17 protein-coding genes and 2 pseudogenes are annotated in these 15,999 nt (G+C 67.7%); 12 read left to right on the top strand and 7 right to left on the bottom strand.

Translation table 11 applies throughout. From position 1 onward, the window contains the following. The first annotated feature begins 191 nt into the window (after positions 1-191). Together A5711_RS12365 and A5711_RS12360 are read left to right on the top strand one after the other, a co-directional pair. On the top strand, positions 192-1,619 hold the full coding sequence (locus A5711_RS12365) for an aldehyde dehydrogenase family protein (RefSeq protein ID WP_067946818.1): 1,428 nt from the start codon (positions 192-194) through the stop codon (positions 1,617-1,619). Positions 1,620-1,673: 54 nt separating this feature from the next. After that, entirely contained in the window at positions 1,674-2,534 is an 861-nt protein-coding gene (locus A5711_RS12360) for an SDR family oxidoreductase (RefSeq protein ID WP_067946816.1), read from the top strand. 9 nt (positions 2,535-2,543) lie between these two features. Here the strand turns inward: A5711_RS12360 and A5711_RS12355 are convergent, their stop codons facing one another. Both A5711_RS12355 and A5711_RS12350 read right to left on the bottom strand, forming a co-directional pair. Then, positions 2,544-3,368, bottom strand: coding sequence for a tyrosine-protein phosphatase (locus A5711_RS12355; RefSeq protein ID WP_067946813.1), 825 nt, complete (start codon positions 3,366-3,368; stop codon positions 2,544-2,546). Further along, entirely contained in the window at positions 3,361-4,581 is a 1,221-nt protein-coding gene (locus tag A5711_RS12350) for an acyl-CoA dehydrogenase family protein (RefSeq protein WP_067946954.1), read from the bottom strand. Before A5711_RS12350 ends, A5711_RS12355 begins: the two co-directional genes overlap by 8 nt. A 170-nt stretch (positions 4,582-4,751) precedes the next feature. Between A5711_RS12350 and A5711_RS12345 the strand changes: the two genes are divergently transcribed. The 4 genes from A5711_RS12345 to A5711_RS12330 all read left to right on the top strand — a co-directional run bounded on the left by A5711_RS12345 (position 4,752) and on the right by A5711_RS12330 (position 8,294). Further along, positions 4,752-5,213 carry a nuclear transport factor 2 family protein gene (locus tag A5711_RS12345; RefSeq protein WP_067946953.1) on the top strand — a complete coding sequence of 154 codons (462 nt, stop codon included), beginning with the start codon at positions 4,752-4,754 and terminating at the stop codon, positions 5,211-5,213. 227 nt (positions 5,214-5,440) lie between these two features. After that, positions 5,441-6,538 carry a Re/Si-specific NAD(P)(+) transhydrogenase subunit alpha gene (locus tag A5711_RS12340; protein WP_067946812.1) on the top strand — a complete coding sequence of 366 codons (1,098 nt, stop codon included), beginning with the start codon at positions 5,441-5,443 and terminating at the stop codon, positions 6,536-6,538. A gap of 2 nt (positions 6,539-6,540) precedes the next feature. Next, the gene (locus A5711_RS12335) at positions 6,541-6,870 is read left to right on the top strand and encodes an NAD(P) transhydrogenase subunit alpha (protein WP_066949393.1); all 330 of its coding nucleotides are present in this window, start codon (positions 6,541-6,543) and stop codon (positions 6,868-6,870) included. Beyond that, on the top strand, positions 6,867-8,294 hold the full coding sequence (locus A5711_RS12330) for an NAD(P)(+) transhydrogenase (Re/Si-specific) subunit beta (RefSeq protein ID WP_067946810.1): 1,428 nt from the start codon (positions 6,867-6,869) through the stop codon (positions 8,292-8,294). The genes A5711_RS12335 and A5711_RS12330 overlap by 4 nt, the downstream gene beginning before the upstream one ends. A 9-nt stretch (positions 8,295-8,303) precedes the next feature. On the opposite strand, the gene A5711_RS26850 is transcribed toward A5711_RS12330, so the two are convergent. Beyond that, positions 8,304-8,429 carry a hypothetical protein gene (locus A5711_RS26850; RefSeq protein WP_090419821.1) on the bottom strand — a complete coding sequence of 42 codons (126 nt, stop codon included), beginning with the start codon at positions 8,427-8,429 and terminating at the stop codon, positions 8,304-8,306. A gap of 164 nt (positions 8,430-8,593) precedes the next feature. Between A5711_RS26850 and A5711_RS12325 the strand changes: the two genes are divergently transcribed. Further along, positions 8,594-9,217 carry a TetR/AcrR family transcriptional regulator gene (locus A5711_RS12325; protein WP_067946808.1) on the top strand — a complete coding sequence of 208 codons (624 nt, stop codon included), beginning with the start codon at positions 8,594-8,596 and terminating at the stop codon, positions 9,215-9,217. 51 nt (positions 9,218-9,268) lie between these two features. Here the strand turns inward: A5711_RS12325 and A5711_RS12320 are convergent, their stop codons facing one another. Next, the gene (locus tag A5711_RS12320) at positions 9,269-10,174 is read right to left on the bottom strand and encodes an alpha/beta hydrolase (RefSeq protein ID WP_067946806.1); all 906 of its coding nucleotides are present in this window, start codon (positions 10,172-10,174) and stop codon (positions 9,269-9,271) included. 110 nt (positions 10,175-10,284) lie between these two features. On the opposite strand from A5711_RS12320, the gene A5711_RS12315 reads away from it, so the two are divergent. The 4 genes from A5711_RS12315 (at position 10,285) to A5711_RS12300 (ending at position 13,956) form a co-directional block, all read left to right on the top strand. Then, positions 10,285-11,385, top strand: a complete 1,101-nt coding sequence (locus A5711_RS12315) for a diacylglycerol kinase (protein WP_067946804.1) — start codon at positions 10,285-10,287, stop codon at positions 11,383-11,385. Positions 11,386-11,401: 16 nt separating this feature from the next. Continuing rightward, positions 11,402-12,142, top strand: a complete 741-nt coding sequence (locus tag A5711_RS12310) for a glucose 1-dehydrogenase (protein ID WP_067946802.1) — start codon at positions 11,402-11,404, stop codon at positions 12,140-12,142. Positions 12,143-12,230: 88 nt separating this feature from the next. Beyond that, positions 12,231-13,571 carry an FAD-binding oxidoreductase gene (locus A5711_RS12305; protein WP_067946951.1) on the top strand — a complete coding sequence of 447 codons (1,341 nt, stop codon included), beginning with the start codon at positions 12,231-12,233 and terminating at the stop codon, positions 13,569-13,571. 34 nt (positions 13,572-13,605) lie between these two features. Continuing rightward, a complete protein-coding gene (locus A5711_RS12300; RefSeq protein ID WP_067946800.1) occupies positions 13,606-13,956 on the top strand; it encodes a hypothetical protein in 351 nt (116 codons plus the stop codon). Here A5711_RS12300 and A5711_RS12295 read toward each other — a convergent pair. From A5711_RS12295 to A5711_RS26845, 3 genes and pseudogenes are all read right to left on the bottom strand, one after another. Continuing rightward, positions 13,953-14,495 (bottom strand): TetR/AcrR family transcriptional regulator, encoded by a 543-nt coding sequence (locus A5711_RS12295; RefSeq protein WP_067946798.1) that lies wholly within the window; start codon positions 14,493-14,495, stop codon positions 13,953-13,955. The two genes, A5711_RS12300 and A5711_RS12295, sit on opposite strands and share 4 nt — an antisense overlap. Positions 14,496-14,523: 28 nt before the next feature. Continuing rightward, positions 14,524-15,360 (bottom strand): thioesterase family protein, encoded by an 837-nt coding sequence (locus tag A5711_RS12290; RefSeq protein ID WP_067946796.1) that lies wholly within the window; start codon positions 15,358-15,360, stop codon positions 14,524-14,526. A 13-nt stretch (positions 15,361-15,373) separates the two neighbouring features. Then, positions 15,374-15,583 (bottom strand): annotated as a pseudogene (locus A5711_RS26845) (SMP-30/gluconolactonase/LRE family protein); the annotation flags it as partial. On the opposite strand from A5711_RS26845, the pseudogene A5711_RS12280 reads away from it, so the two are divergent. Further along, a pseudogene (locus A5711_RS12280) lies at positions 15,581-15,999 on the top strand (SMP-30/gluconolactonase/LRE family protein); the annotation flags it as partial. The pseudogenes A5711_RS26845 and A5711_RS12280 overlap by 3 nt on opposite strands.

The raw sequence follows: 15,999 nt of genomic DNA, 5'->3' as shown, positions 1-15,999 counted from the left end.
GTGATGCAACCGGCGGACCGGCCGTTCGCGAACAGCTTCCTGACGGCGGCCAAACCCTGAGCCGGTTCGCCGGGTCAGATCCTTTCTACTGCTCTCCCAACCGGATGGTTAGGATCGCGGTTATCACCCATGAGCGCTCGTGAGACGAGCAGCGGGCGCACGGGGATGGCCGAAGCAGGGGAAGGACAACGATGACCACCGAATCGGTTACACCCACGACATCCGCCGCCAATGGCGCGCCGGCACCTCAGCCGGCGAACATCCCCGCGACCGTGGCGCGGTTGCGCAAGACCTTCGCCAGCGGGCGCACCCGCGACGTCGAGTGGCGCAAACGCCAGTTATTGCAGCTGGCCAAGCTGATGGAAGAGAACGAGGCGGCCATCGCGGACGCTCTCGCCACCGATCTCGACCGCAGCCCGTTCGAGGCGTTCATCGCCGACATCGCAACGACGGCAGGCGAAGCGAAGTATGCGGCCAAGCGGGTTCGCAAGTGGACGCGCCGCAGGTATCAGCTGCTCGAGATGCCGCAGCTCCCCGGCCGCGGTTGGATCGAATACGAGCCCTACGGCACCGTGCTGATCATCGGTGCGTGGAACTACCCGTTCTATCTGACGCTGGGCCCGGCGGTCGGCGCGATCGCCGCGGGTAACGCCGTCATCCTCAAGCCCTCGGAGATCGCCGCCGCGTCCGCGCAGCTAATGGCCGAGCTGGTGCCCGAATACCTCGACAACGACGCGATCGCCGTGGTGGAGGGCGACGGTTCGGTCAGCCAGGAACTCATCGCGCAGGGCCTGGACCGCCTGCTGTTCACCGGCGGCACCGAGATCGGTCGCAAGGTCTACGAAGGCGCCGCGCCGCATCTGACGCCGTGCACGCTGGAACTCGGCGGCAAGAGCCCGGTGATCGTGGCGGCCGACGCGGACGTGGACGTGGCGGCCAAGCGGATCGCCTGGATGAAGCTGCTAAACGCCGGCCAGACGTGTGTGGCCCCCGACTACGTGTTGGCGGACGCCAAGATCCGCGACGAACTGGTGAGCAAGATCGGCGCGGCCATCACCAAGTTCACGTCGGACAAGCCCGACGGAATGCGGATCGTCAACCAGCGTCAGTTCGACCGGATCAGCGGCTACCTGGCCGGCGGGGACGGCACGGTCGTCGTCGGCGGCAAATGTGACCCGTCGAGCCTGCGCATCCAGCCCGCGGTCGTGGTCGACCCCGACCCGGACGGACCGCTGATGCAGAACGAGATCTTCGGTCCCGTGCTGCCGGTCATCACCGTCCAATCCCTGGATGACGCAATACGTTTCATCAACTCGCGGCCCAAGCCGTTGTCCGCCTACCTGTTCACCAAGACGCGCGAGACCCGCGAGCGGGTGATCAAGGAGGTGCCGGCGGGCGGCATGCTCGTCAATCACCTCGCCTTCCAGGTGTCGACGGCCAAGCTGCCTTTCGGCGGTGTCGGCGCATCGGGCATGGGCGCCTATCACGGGCGCTACGGCTTCGAGGAGTTCAGCCACCGCAAGTCGGTGTTGACCAAGCCGACCCGGCCCGACCTGTCCAGCTTCATCTACCCGCCGTACACGGCGCGGGCCTTCAAGATGGCCCGCCGGATGTTCTGACCACTGCTCCAATTCGCTTGCTAGGCCGTAGTTTTCACTTCAGAGAGGAACCTGATGCCCGGAGTGCAGGATCGTGTCATCGTCGTCACCGGAGCCGGCGGGGGGCTGGGCCGTGAATACGCCCTGACCCTGGCCCGCGAGGGGGCCAACGTCGTCGTCAACGACCTCGGCGGGTCCCGGGACGGCACGGGCGCCGGCCACAACATGGCCGACCAGGTCGTCAACGAGATCAAGGACGCCGGTGGCCGGGCGGTCGCCAACTACGACAGCGTCGCCGAGCCCGAGGGCGCCGCGAACATCATCAAGACGGCACTCGACGAGTTCGGCGCCGTGCACGGCGTGGTGAGCAACGCCGGGATCCTGCGTGACGGCACCTTCCACAAGATGACGTTCGAGAACTGGGACGCCGTGCTCAAGGTGCACCTGTACGGCGGGTACAACGTGCTGCGCGCCGCCTGGCCGCATTTCCGGGAGCAGAGCTACGGCCGGGTCGTCGTCGCCACTTCCACCAGCGGCCTGTTCGGCAACTTCGGGCAGACCAACTACGGCGCGGCCAAACTGGGCCTGGTCGGCATGATCAACACGCTGGCGCAGGAGGGGGCGAAGTACAACATCCACGCCAACGCCGTCGCGCCGATCGCGGCCACCCGGATGACCGAGGACATCCTGCCCAAGGAGGTGCTCGAGAAGCTGACGCCCGAGTATGTCGCGCCGGTGGTGGCCTACCTGTGCACCGAGGAAAACCCGAACACCGCTTCGGTTTTCGTCGTCGGCGGAGGCAAGGTGCAGCGGGTGGCGCTGTTCCAGAACGAGGGCGCCAACTTCGACAAGCCGCCGACGGTCGAGGACGTCGCCTCACACTGGTCGGAGATCGACGACCTGTCGGCGGCCAAGCAGGCCAACTTCAAGCTGTAGCGGGCCGGGTCAGACGAGCAGTTCGTTGCGCAGGCGGTCCACAACCGTCTGCGCAATGCCTGCGTCGCGCAGATAGGCGTCCAGCGAGCCGTACGTCTCATCGATCGCTTGGCGCGCGGCCGCCAGATACTCCGGGCGGACGCCGAGGACACCGTCGGCGAGGCGCGCCTTGGTGAACGTCACGACCTCCGGGGTCAGCTCGACGTCGGAGCGCTGCTGGATCATCTCGTAGATGTGGTCTCGCAGTTGAGGTACCGCTGCGTTGCTGCGCAGGTAGTCGGCGACGATGGTGTCGCGATCGATGCCGACCGTCTCCAGCACCGTGGCGATCACAAAGCCGGTGCGGTCTTTGCCGGCAAAGCAGTGGGTGAGCACCGCACGCCCGGCCGCCAGCAACGAAAAGACATGGTGCACAGCGCGTTGCGCTCCGTTGCGAAACGGGAATTGCCGGTATTCGTCGATCATGTGGCGGACGGCCGCCTCGTTGACGGCCTCGTCGGACTGGTCGGGATCGCCAGCGAACAGCCGCCGAAACGCGGTCTCGTGTGGCGCGTCGTCTTCGGTCTGCTCTGCGTCACCAAGGTCGGGAAAGGGCAGCAGATGGATGTCGACGCCGTCGGGAACCAATCCCGGTCCGCGGCGGGCAACCTCGCGTGCGGCGCGCAGATCGGCGACGTCGGTGATGGCCAACTCGCGCAGTGTCGCGCGGCCCTCGTCGTCGAGGCGGCTCAGCTCACCGGACCGGAACAGCCGTCCGGGCCGTAGCCCGGGTGTCTCATCGGCGACATCGCGAAAGTTCCACGCGCCGGACAGCTCCCGCAGTGTTTCAGTCATGCGAGGTGACCGCCGCGGCGAGCGGGGACTTCTCCCGGCCGAGCTCGGCGCGCGCGATGGTCCGCATGTGTACCTCGTCGGGACCGTCGAAGAGGCGCATCGCCCGGTGCCAGGCGTACATGCGGGCCAGCACCGTGTCCTCGCTGACGCCCGCGGCCCCGTGCACCTGAATAGCACGGTCGATCACGTTGCACGCCACCTGGGGCGCGACCGCCTTGATCTGCGAGACCAGCGTGTGCGCGGCCTTATTCCCATGCTGGTCGATCGTCCACGCCGCCTTCTCGCACAACAGCCGCGCCTGATCGATCTCGTTGCGGGACTTGGCAATCGCCTCGCGCACCACGCCCTGCTCGGCCAGCGGGCGGCCGAATGCCACCCGGTTCTGCGCCCGGTCCACCATCAGGGCCAGCGCCCGTTCGGAGCCGCCCAGCGCACGCATGCAGTGGTGGATGCGGCCCGGGCCCAGCCTCGCCTGCGCGATCGCGAAGCCCCCGCCCTCTTCGCCCAGCAGGTTGGTGACGGGCACCCGGACGTTGTCGTAGATGATCTCGCAGTGCCCCGGCTGGTCCTGGAAGCCGAACACCGTGGTGGAGCGGACCACCGTCACGCCCGGCGTATCGATCGGCACCAGCACCATCGACTGCTGCTGGTGGCTTGCCGCCTCGGGGTTGGTGCGGCCCATCACGATGAGGATCTTGCAGCGCGGGTCGGACGCCCCCGACGTCCACCACTTGCGGCCGTTGATGACGTAGTCGCCACCGTCGCGCACGATGGAGGTCTCGATGTTGCGGGCGTCGCTGCTGGCGACCGCCGGCTCGGTCATCGAAAAGCCGCTGCGGATCTCACCGTTGAGCAACGGCTCCAGCCACTGCTTGCGCTGTTCCTCGGTGGCGAACAGGTGCAGGGTCTCCATGTTGCCGGTGTCGGGCGCCGCGCAGTTGAGCGCCTCGGGGGCGATCTCCAGGCTCCAGCCGCTGATCTCGGCCAGGGGCGCGTATTCCAGGTTGGTCAAACCCGACTCGGCCGGCAGGAACAGGTTCCACAGGCCGCGCTCCCGGGCCTTGGTCTTGAGCTCCTCGATGATCGGCGGGACCGTGTGATCGTTGGGGCCGGCCTCGTCTCGGTACTTGTCGTATTCGGCCTCGGCCGGGAAGACGTGCTCGGTCATGAAGTCGGTCAATCGCTTGTGGTAATCGTTGGCTTTGGCCGACATCGCGAAGTCCATGCCGCCACCATAGGACACGTGCCGCGACGGCCCATATGGCCGAGCCTTATTGGTCACCTTCGCGACACTGAAACCACGCACACGACACGCCGCGAGGAGTATGCCTGATTGCAGGCTCGAGGTGTGGTCCGCGATCGCGACGGCGCACGATGGACGCCATGACCGAATCCCGTCCGCCGTTCCCCCCGTTCACCGCTGAGACCGCCCTGGAGAAGGTGCAGGCCGCCGAGGACGCGTGGAACACCTGCGATCCGCACCGCGTCAGCCTGGCGTACACGCCTGACTCGCAGTGGCGCAATCGCGACGAACATGTCGTGGGTCGGGAAGCGATCGTGGCGTTCCTGACCCGCAAGTGGCAGCGCGAGCTCGACTACGCGTTGCGAAAAAGTTTGTGGGACTTCCACGGCAACCGGATCGCCGTGCGGTTTCAGTACGAGTGCCACGACGCCAGCGGCCAGTGGTATCGCAGCTACGGCAACGAGCTGTGGGAGTTCTCGCCGTCGGGGTTGATGGCGCGCCGCGAGGCCAGCATCAACGACGTGCGGATCGACGAGTCCGAACGCCGCTACTTCGGGCCCCGGCCGGCGGCGGAACACGGGCAGGACATCCCGCTCTGGTAGCCAACCGGCCACAACGCGGTCTTGTGGGTCCACAACGCCGCGGCCGCTACTGCGTGCGCCTCGGGTAACGAACCATCGACGGGAGTCCATCTGCCGCGCCGGCGGTGTCCCGCCCGGTCGATCGCACGTCCGGGGCGAAACCCGGCAGGCGTTAAGGTAGCGAAGCGTGCGGCCAGCCAGCGGCACATCAAACGGCAGGAAAGTGCGGGAAAGCAGATGTACGCGCCATGACAGATGCGCAGACGACGGTAGGGGTGGTCGCCGAGTCCGGGTCCGACGAGCGACGGGTCGCGCTGGTACCCAAGGCGGTGGCGGCGCTGATCAGCGGCGGTGTGGCCGTGGTGGTCGAGTCGGGCGCGGGCGAGGGCGCGTTGCTCCCTGACCAGCTCTACACCGAGGCCGGCGCCAGCATCGGGGACGCCTGGGCCGCCGACGTCGTCGTCAAGGTGGCGCCGCCGACCAAAGAGGAGGTCGGCAGGTTGCGCCGCGGGCAGACCTTGATCGGGTTCCTGGCGCCGCGCAACGCCGACAACTCGATCGGCGCGCTCACCGAGGCCGGGGTGCAGGCGTTCGCGCTCGAGGCGATCCCGCGGATCTCGCGCGCCCAGGTCATGGATGCGCTGTCGTCGCAGGCCAACGTCGCCGGCTATAAGGCCGTGTTACTGGCGGCGTCCGAGTCGACCCGGTTCTTCCCGATGCTGACGACCGCGGCCGGCACCGTCAAGCCGGCGAGCGTGCTGGTGCTCGGCGTCGGGGTGGCCGGATTGCAGGCGCTGGCGACGGCCAAGCGGCTGGGCGCGCGCACCTCCGGCTACGACGTGCGCCCGGAGGTTGCCGACCAGGTCCGTTCGGTGGGAGCCCAGTGGCTCGACATCGGCATCGACGCGGCCGGTGAGGGCGGGTACGCCCGCGAGCTCACCGAGGAAGAACGCGCCCAGCAGCAGGAATCCCTGGAGAAGGCGATCGCCGGGTTCGACGTGGTGATCACCACCGCGTTGGTCCCGGGGCGCCCCGCGCCGCGGCTGGTGACCGCCGCGGCGGTGGAGTCGATGAAGCCCGGCAGCGTGGTGGTCGACCTGGCGGGGGAGACCGGGGGCAACTGCGAACTGACCGAACCGGGGCGGACGGTCGTCAAGCACGACGTCACCATCGCCTCGCCGCTGAACCTGCCGGCAACCATGCCCGAGCACGCGAGCGAGCTCTACAGCAAAAACATCACGGCGCTCCTGGACCTGTTGATCAAAGACGGCAAGCTGGCCCCCGACTTCGACGACGAGGTCGTCGCGGCGGCCTGTGTCACGCGGGCCGGAAAAGAGGACTCCTAGACATGTACGACGAGCTGTTGGCCAATCTGGCGATCCTGGTGCTGTCCGGGTTCGTCGGGTTCGCGGTCATTTCCAAGGTGCCCAACACGCTGCACACGCCGCTGATGTCGGGGACCAACGCCATCCACGGCATCGTGGTGCTCGGCGCGCTGGTGGTCTTCGGTGAGGTTGAACATCCATCGCTGGCGGTGCAGATCATCCTGTTCGTCGCGGTGGTGTTCGGGACGCTCAACGTGATCGGCGGCTTCATCGTCACCGACCGGATGCTGGGCATGTTCAAAGGCAAGAAGAAGGCCGCGCCCGTGAAGACCGAAGACCTGGCGGCGAAATGAACTATTTGGTCACCGTTCTCTACATCATTTCGTTCGCCCTCTTCATCTACGGCTTGATGGGCCTGACCGGGCCCAAGACCGCGGTGCGGGGCAACCTGATCGCCGCGGTCGGCATGGCCATCGCGGTCGCCGCGACCCTGATCAAGATCCGGCACACCGAGTCGTGGGTGCTCATCATCGCCGGCCTGGTCGTGGGCGTCGTGCTTGGTGTGCCGCCGGCGCGGCTGACCAAGATGACCGCCATGCCGCAGCTGGTGGCGTTCTTCAACGGCGTCGGCGGCGGCACCGTCGCGCTCATCGCGCTGGCGGAATTCATTGAGACCAAAGGATTTTCGGCGTTCCAACACGGGGAGTCGCCGACCGTTCACATCGTGGTCGCGTCGCTGTTCGCCGCGATCATCGGGTCGATCTCGTTCTGGGGATCGATCATCGCCTTCGGCAAGCTGCAGGAGATCATCTCCGGCTCGCCGATCGGCTTCGGCAAGGTTCAGCAACCGATCAACCTGCTGCTGCTGGCGGCGGCGGTGGCCGCCGCGGTCATCGTCGGCATCCACGCCCATCCCGGGACAGGTGGCGCGTCGCTCTGGTGGATGATCGGCCTCCTCGTCGCCGCGGGTGTGCTCGGCCTGATGGTGGTGCTGCCCATCGGCGGCGCCGACATGCCGGTGGTCATCTCGCTGCTCAACGCGATGACAGGGCTGTCGGCCGCGGCGGCCGGTCTGGCGCTCAACAACACCGCGATGATCGTGGCCGGCATGATCGTCGGCGCGTCCGGTTCGATCCTGACCAACCTGATGGCCAAGGCGATGAACCGTTCCATCCCGGCGATCGTCGCCGGCGGTTTCGGTGGTGGGGGCGTGGCCCCGGGCGCCGGCGGGGACGGCGGCGACAAACACGTCAAGGCGACCTCGGCCGCCGACGCCGCGATCCAGATGGCGTACGCCAACCAGGTGATCGTGGTGCCCGGCTACGGGCTGGCGGTCGCGCAGGCCCAGCACGCCGTCAAGGACATGGCCAGCCTGCTCGAGGAAAAGGGCGTGCCGGTGAAGTACGCCATTCACCCGGTCGCGGGGCGGATGCCCGGTCACATGAACGTGCTGCTGGCCGAGGCGGAAGTCGACTACGACGCCATGAAGGACATGGATGACATCAACGACGAGTTCTCCCGTACCGACGTCGCGATCGTCATCGGCGCCAACGACGTCACCAACCCGGCGGCCCGCAACGAGCAATCGAGTCCGATATACGGCATGCCCATCCTGAACGTGGACAAAGCCAAGTCGGTGATCGTCCTCAAGCGGTCGATGAATTCCGGGTTCGCGGGCATCGACAACCCGCTGTTCTACGCCGACGGGACGACGATGCTGTTCGGGGATGCGAAGAAGTCGGTGACCGAGGTCGCCGAGGAACTGAAAGCGCTCTAGCGGCGCCGGCTAGACCGGCGGGTAGGCGGGCGGCGGGTAGCCGTTGCCGTCGACGACGCCGCGCAGACCCCACGGCACGTAGCGGAAGAAGAACTCGATTTCGTCGCTAGCGTCGTAGTCCGGGTTCGGATCCATGAGGCCACCCCTCCAGTCGCGACTTGAGCTTTCGTGAAGCGAGTCTAGTCCCATCCTCGTCGGGACGACACCTGGCGTTTGCCTAGACTGTCCAACCAGTTGATTGATAATGGGCCTTGCCTGGCACCCGACATCCGGCCCGGCATTGAAGATAGCGAGAACAGATGCCATCCGAGAGCGGACTTACGCGGCGCGAGGAGTTGCTGGCTGTTGCGACCAAGCTGTTCGCCGCCCGTGGCTACCACGGGACCCGGATGGACGACGTCGCCGACGTGATCGGGTTGAACAAGGCGACGGTCTACCACTACTACGCCAGCAAATCCCTGATCTTGTTCGACATCTACCGGCAGGCCGCCGAGGGCACGCTGGCCGCCGTCCACGACGACCCGTCCTGGACGGCCCGCGAGGCGCTCTACCAGTACACCGTCCGCCTGCTCACCGGCATCGCAAGCGATCCCGAGCGCGCCGCCGTGTACTTCCAAGAGCAGCCGTACATAACCGAATGGTTCACCAGCGAACAGGTGGCCGAGGTCCGCGAGAAGGAAGCCCAGGTCTACCAGCACGTGCACGGCCTCATCGACCGCGGGATCGCCAGCGGCGAGTTCTACCCGTGCGACTCCCACGTCCTGGCGCTCGGATACATCGGCATGACGCTGGGCGCCTACCGGTGGCTGCGGCCGAGTGGTCGGCGCAGCGCCAAGGAGATCGCGGCCGAGTTCAGCACCGCACTACTGCGCGGCCTGATCCGCGACGAAGCGATCCGCACGAGTTCTCCGCTCGGCCCCTAGCCCCATGGGGGCGACCCGCTTCGCCCGACTACGCCGCGCTCGCGATCGCCCCTAGCCCGGCGACGCCGCGCCCTTCAGGTGCTTGTCGAGGAAGGCGAGCTGGTCGGCCACGACACGCTCGAACGCCTCGTCGACGTAGATCGCGAAATGGCCCTCGGGATAAAGCTTGACCTCACCGCGAGGGGCCTTGGCCGCATGGCGCAGCGTCGCCGCCGCCGGAGCCACCGAGTCGGCTTCGCACACGCAGAACAGGATCGGGCAGGTGATCTTGGGCGTGAGACGTCCCGGACGATAGGTGAAGACCTGCAACGCGATGCGGGCGGCGACTTCGTTGCGTAGCTCCACACCGTCGGGAACCAGGCGCAGATAGCCCGCATACGCGTCGGGAGCGTTCAACAACGCGACCTCATCGGGCCGGCCCGCGGTCGCGACCATAACCGGGGCGCGGCCCAACCGGGCCCCGACGGCGTCGCGCACCGCCCGCGCTGTGATGCGTGCCGTGATCAACGGGTTGCTGATGGTGCGCGCGGACGCGAGGCCGTCGGTGAAGGGGCATTGGACGACCGCCGCGGCGATACCCGGCAGCCGGGCCGCCGTGGCGATCACGTGTCCGCCGGCAAAAGAAGTGCCCCACAACGCGATTCGTTTGGGATCGATTCCGGGGAGGGTGCGGGCGTAGGCGACCGCCGCGGCCCAGTCGGCCAGCTGCAGCCCGATATCGAGCACCTGGCGCGGCCGGCCCTCGCTGTCGCCGAAATTGCGATAGTCGAACACGAGGCAGGCGTAACCCGCCGCGCTGAATCGCTCGGCGTAGGCGTCGAGCCGCATCGTGCGCACCCCGCCCAGGCCGTGCGCCATCACCAGAAGCGGGGCGGGATCGGCGCCAGCGGGCCGGTAGAGCCAGGCGCTGATCAGATCGCCACCGGAGGGGAATTGGACGTCTTCGCGTTCTGTCATCGGCGAGTAATTCTGCCCGAGGAGTCGAGGGTCGGTCCGCCGGTATGCGCCACAAATTTTGTGGACTAGTGTCTAGAAAAGTTTTGAGCGCTCAGAGGACGGAGACTCTCATGGCGATCCGCGTCGCGCACGTCGGTACCGGAAACGTCGGAGGGTTAGCCCTGGCCGAACTGATCACCAACCCGCAATTCGAGCTGACGGGCGTCTGCGTGTCCACCCCGGAGAAGGTCGGCAGGGACGCCGGCGAGCTGTGCGGTGTCGGCTTGGATGCGGGCGCCGTGACCGGCGTCAAGGCCGTCGCGGATCTGGATGCCATCATCGCCGCGAAGCCCGAGTGCGTCGTTTACTGCGCCATGGGCGACACCCGGCTGCCCGACGCGATGGCCGACGTGATGCGCATCCTGGCCGCCGGCATCAACGTCGTCGGCTCCTCGCCGGGGCTCCTGCAATACCCGTGGGGCGTGATGCCCGACAAGTACATCGCTCGCGTGGAAGACGCTGCCAAGCAAGGCAATTCGAGCATCTTCATCAGTGGTGTGGACCCGGGATTCGCCAACGACCTGATTCCGTTCGTGCTGGCCGGGACCTGCCAGCGCATCGATCAGGTGCGCTGCATGGAGATTCACGACTACGCGTCGTACAACGGTACCGAGGTCATGGACTACATGGGATTCGCCAAGCCCATGGACGAGATCCCCATGCTGCTGCAGCCGGGCATCCTCAGCATCGCCTGGGGAACCGCGATCCGTCAGCTGGCGGCCGGTCTCGGCATCGAGGTCGACGAGATCACCGAGTCCTACCAGCGCGAGCCCGCGCCCGAGGATTTCGACATCGCGGTCGGCCACGTGGCCAAGGGCACGGTGGCCGTACTGCAGTTCGAGATTCGCGGCATCGTCAAGGGCCACCCCGCCATCGTCATCGAACACGTCACCCGGTTGCGGCCGGACCTGCGCCCCGACCTACCCCAGCCCGCCGCGGGCGACGGCTCCTACCGCGTCGAGATCACCGGGGAGCCGTCGTACGCCGTCGACATCGTCCCGAGCAGTCGCAAGGGCGACCACAACCACGCCGCGATCGCCGGCGCCGCGGGCCGCATCGTCAACGCCATCCCGGCGGTGATCGCGGCACCGCCGGGCATCCGGAGCACCCTCGACCTGCCGCTGGTAACCGGCAAGGGCCTTTACGCACCAAGCACTTTGGTGACCACCTAAACGAAAGGAGACCCGCGTGGGTCGGGTAGACGGCAAGGTAGCGCTGATCAGTGGCGGCGCTGGCGGTATGGGAGCCGAAGACGCGCGCCTGCTCGTCGAGGAAGGCGCCAAGGTCGTCATCGGCGACATTCTCGACGACCAGGGCAAGGCGCTGGCCGACGAGATCGGCGACTCCGCGCGCTATGTGCATCTCGACGTCACCCAGCCCGACCAGTGGGACGCCGCCGTCGCCACCGCGGTCGGCGAATTCGGCAAGCTCAATGTGCTGGTCAACAACGCCGGCACCGTCGCGCTCGGCCCGTTGAAAAGCTTCGATCTGGCCAAGTGGCAGAAGGTGATTGACGTCAACCTGACCGGAACCTTCCTGGGCATGCGGGCTGCGGTCGAGCCGATGATCACGGCGGGCGGCGGCTCGATCATCAACGTGTCCTCCATCGAGGGCCTGCGCGGCGCGCCCATGGTGCACCCCTACGTCGCGTCCAAGTGGGGCGTGCGCGGACTGGCGAAGTCGGCGGCATTGGAGCTGGCGCCGCACAACATTCGGGTGAACTCCGTGCACCCGGGGTTCATCCGCACGCCGATGACCGCCCACCTGCCCGAGGACATGGTGACGATCCCGCTGGGGCGTCCGGGCGAGGTTCGGGAAGTCGCGACGTTCATCCTTTTCCTGGCCAGTGACGAGTCGTCCTACTCCACCGGCAGCGAATTCATAATGGACGGTGGCCTGATCACCGACGTGAATCACAAGGAGTTCTAGCGGCGGTTCGTCGCCGAGCGTGCACTCACGGCGAGAATTGGGCTTATTTTTCGCCGTCAGTGCACGTTCGGCGTAGGGGATGGTGTCGATGCTGCGCAGCCTGGCCGACGTAGTCGGATCGAACCACGTCGTCACCGATCCCGACGTGCTCGCGGGGCGCAGCGTCGACCACACGGGTCGGTACCGGGGGCGGGCCAGCGCGTTGGTGCGCCCGGGATCACCCGAGCAGGTCGCCGAGGTGCTGCGGCTGTGCCGGGACGCCGGGGCGCACGTGACGGTGCAGGGCGGCCGCACCTCGCTGGTGGCCGGCACCGTTCCCGAGCACGACGACGTGCTGCTGTCCACCGAGCGGCTGCACGCCCTCGATGACGTCGACACCGTCGAGCGACGCGTCCAGGTCGGCGCCGGGGCGACGCTGGCGGCGGTGCAACGGGCCGCGGGCGCCGCGGGCCTGCTCTTCGGCGTGGACCTGGCTGCCCGGGACACCGCGACCGTCGGGGGGATGGCCTCGACGAACGCCGGCGGCCTGCGCACGGTCCGCTACGGCAACATGGGCGAGCAGGTGCTCGGCCTGCAGGTGGCACTCCCCGACGGGTCGCTGCTGCACCGGCACAGCCGGGTGCGCCGGGACAACACCGGCTACGACCTGTCGTCGCTGTTCGTGGGCGCCGAGGGCACCCTGGGCGTCATCACCGCGCTGGACCTGCGCCTGCACCCCACCCCGGCGCGGCAGGTGACGGCGATCTGCGGATTCGCCGAGCTGGATGCTCTCGTGGATGCCGGCCGGGCGTTTCGGGACGTGGACGGCATCGCGGCGCTGGAACTGATCGACGGCCGGGCCGCCGCGCTGACCGGCGAGCACCTCGGGGTCGGCGCACCGGTCGAGGGCGACTGGCTGCTGCTGGTGGAGCTCGCCGCTGACCACGACCAGACTGACCGGCTCGCCGAACTGCTCGACGGCGTGCGGGTGTCCTCCGAACCCGCGGTCGGGGTGGATGTCGGCGCGCAGCAGCGGTTGTGGCAGGTGCGCGAATCACTCGCCGAGGTACTGGGTGTGTACGGGCCGCCGCTGAAGTTCGACATCTCCCTGCCGCTGTCGTCGATCGACGAATTCGCCAAGGCGGCAGTCGATTTGGTCGGGGCGCTCGCGCCGGGGGCGCTGCCCTTGCTGTTCGGCCACATCGGCGAGGGCAACCTGCATCTCAACGTGTTGCGCTGCCCGGTCGAGCGGGAGAAGGCGCTGTACCAACCGATGATGGAACTGATCGCGCGATCCGGCGGCAACGTCAGCTCCGAACACGGCGTCGGCACCCGTAAGCGGCACTACCTGGGCATGTCACGCGAACCGGCGGACGTCGCGGCGATGCGGACGATCAAGGCCGCGCTGGACCCGACCGGCTACCTGAATGCGGCGGTGCTGTTCGACTAATCGTTCTTGCGCCGTCTGACATACGCTGGGCTCCATGGCATCCGGGATCTTCAGCACGCCCATCGTCGGAATCGTCAACAATTTGTTCAATGGCATGATCGACGCGCCCGTCGTCGGGCCACTGGTACGACGCGGGCTGATCAAGATTCGCTACGTCGGCAGGCGTTCGGGTAAGACGATCCAGACCCCGGTCGGGTACCGCCGCTCGGGCGACGGCATCGTCATCAACGTCATGTCGCCCGATAGCAAGACATGGTGGCGAAACTTCCTCGGCGAGGGCGGTCCGATCACGCTGCTCAACTTCGACGGCGCCGACCGCACCGGCCATGCGATCGCCAGCCGCGATGAGAAGGGCCGCGTCAAGGTCGAGGTGCGGCTCGACTAATCCGAAGGCGCCTTGATCCCGACGGCGTGCCGCAGCTGGGCCAGGAACTGGTCGGCGTCGTCGCTGCGGACGATGTAGTGCGATATCGCGATCCGGATCACGGTCGCCGCCTTCACCGCCGCGTTGGGGCCGGGCAGGTGCCGCTGCAGGCCCTCGCGCATCTGCGGGATGACCCAGGAGAACTGGGCGATGGTGTGCTCGGGCTCGACATCGACCATGCGCACGCCGGAGTACGAGTGCTGGTACTCGACGATGAACCGCAGCACGGCGTCGAGCTTGTCGACCCCCTTCAGACCGGCGGTCGCGCGGACCAGGCCGCTCTCGAAGATCTGCCGCTCGTAGCTCGAAAAGGCCGACAGCAACTCCTCTTTGGACGCGAACCAGCGGTAGAGCGTCGGCCGCGAAACGCCGGCCTGGGCGGCGACGTCGGACAGGCTGAGCTTGGTTTTGCCGTTGCGGCCGAGGACCTCTGCGGTGGCGTCGAGGATGCGCTGACGCGTCGAGGTGTCAGGCTCTGCGGTCTGGGCCGGACGGCTCATATCTGCAACTCTACGAAGTGCTTCAACGTCATTTCGCTTCCCGGCCCGACTTGCCCGGGCGCGGGCGCACCAGCACCGACTGCTGGATGGCACCGACCGCGCCCTGCTCGTCGAACAGTGTGCCGATCGTGGTCCCGATGCCGTCGGGGCCGTAGCTGGTCTCGGCGCGGATGCCGATCCAGTCGCCGTCGGGAACCCGGAACACGTGTACGGCCAGGTCGGTGTTGAGGAACGTCCACCGGCTGATGTCCAGCTTGCTGCCGATGCCGTTGGCGCAGTCCGCCACCGAGAAGAGGCGCTCCAGCGGTGTCATGCTCTCGCCGGTGACCAGGTCCGCGTTCGGGTGGATCCACGATTCGCCCGGACCCTCGCTCAGCGGCTCGGTCAGCCACAGCCAGTCCAGGCTGTGCACGTAGTTGCGGTCCCAGTCCCGTGCCTTGAGGTTGCGGTTGCGCGCCTGGCTGCGCGGCCCGGGCATTTCAGGCGCGGCGTGAGCCACCGCTCGCGTGTCCAGCGTCTGCAACCGCCATCCGCTGGCCCGGGCCACCGGCCGGGGCTCGCCATCGGGACCCGGCGCCAGCATCTCGGCGCTGACCAGTTCGATCTGTTTCCCGCCCCGCTGCACCTGCGAGCTGACCCACAGGTCGCCCTCGGCGGGCACCCCGCCCAGCAAGTCGATGACCACGCGGGACAGGCGGGTGTCGTCGCGCTGTTCGCATCGCTCCAGCGCCCGCACCAGCAGCGCCGACACCGGCCCGCCATGCTGGATCGCCGCCGACCAGGTGCCGCGCGCCAGGTCGGTGGCGCGGAATTTCTCGCCTAACGGGTCGGCGCCGTCGATGAGCTCGTAGTAGGAGTCCGTCATCATCAACCTCTCGTCAGGGGAGTCCGGCGCCGGGCGTGGTCACCGTGACGGCATCCAGCCGGGACAGCCGGGTGCCGACCAGGCGCCGGGGAAACGCGTCGGTGCTGGACAACAAGAACAGCGTGCGGCGTTCGGGGCCGCCGAGCGCGCAGGCGATGGCGACGCGCTCACCCATGTCGATGCGGTCGGTCACGGCGCCGCCCTCGACGATCCGCTCGAACTGACACCGGTCAACCTCGGTGACATGGTCATCGACGACGCCGGCCGTGCGTACATCGGCTGCCAGGCTTTCAGCTGCGGCGCCATCATCCGGCTCGATCCGGACGGCAGCGCCGTGGTCGTAGCCGAAGACCTCGACTTTCCGAACGGAATGGTGATCACACCGGACCGGCAGAAGCTGATCGTCGCCGAGTCGGTCGGCCGGCGGCTGACCGCGTTCACGATCGGTCCGGATGGCGGGCTGGCCGAGCGCCGCGTCTTCGCCGACGGCCTGGACGGGCCACCCGACGGCATCGCGCTCGACGCCGACGGCGCGGTCTGGGCCTCGATGACGCTGGCCCACCAGTTCGAGCGGATCGTCGAGGGCGGCGCCGTGACCGACCGCATCGACATGGGTGAGCGCGTCGCCATCGCCTGCGC

Origin of the sequence: Mycobacterium sp. E2238 (assembly GCF_001672665.1) — a bacterium.
GTDB lineage: Bacteria > Actinomycetota > Actinomycetes > Mycobacteriales > Mycobacteriaceae > Mycobacterium.
This window is presented reverse-complemented; position numbering and strand designations above follow the sequence as displayed.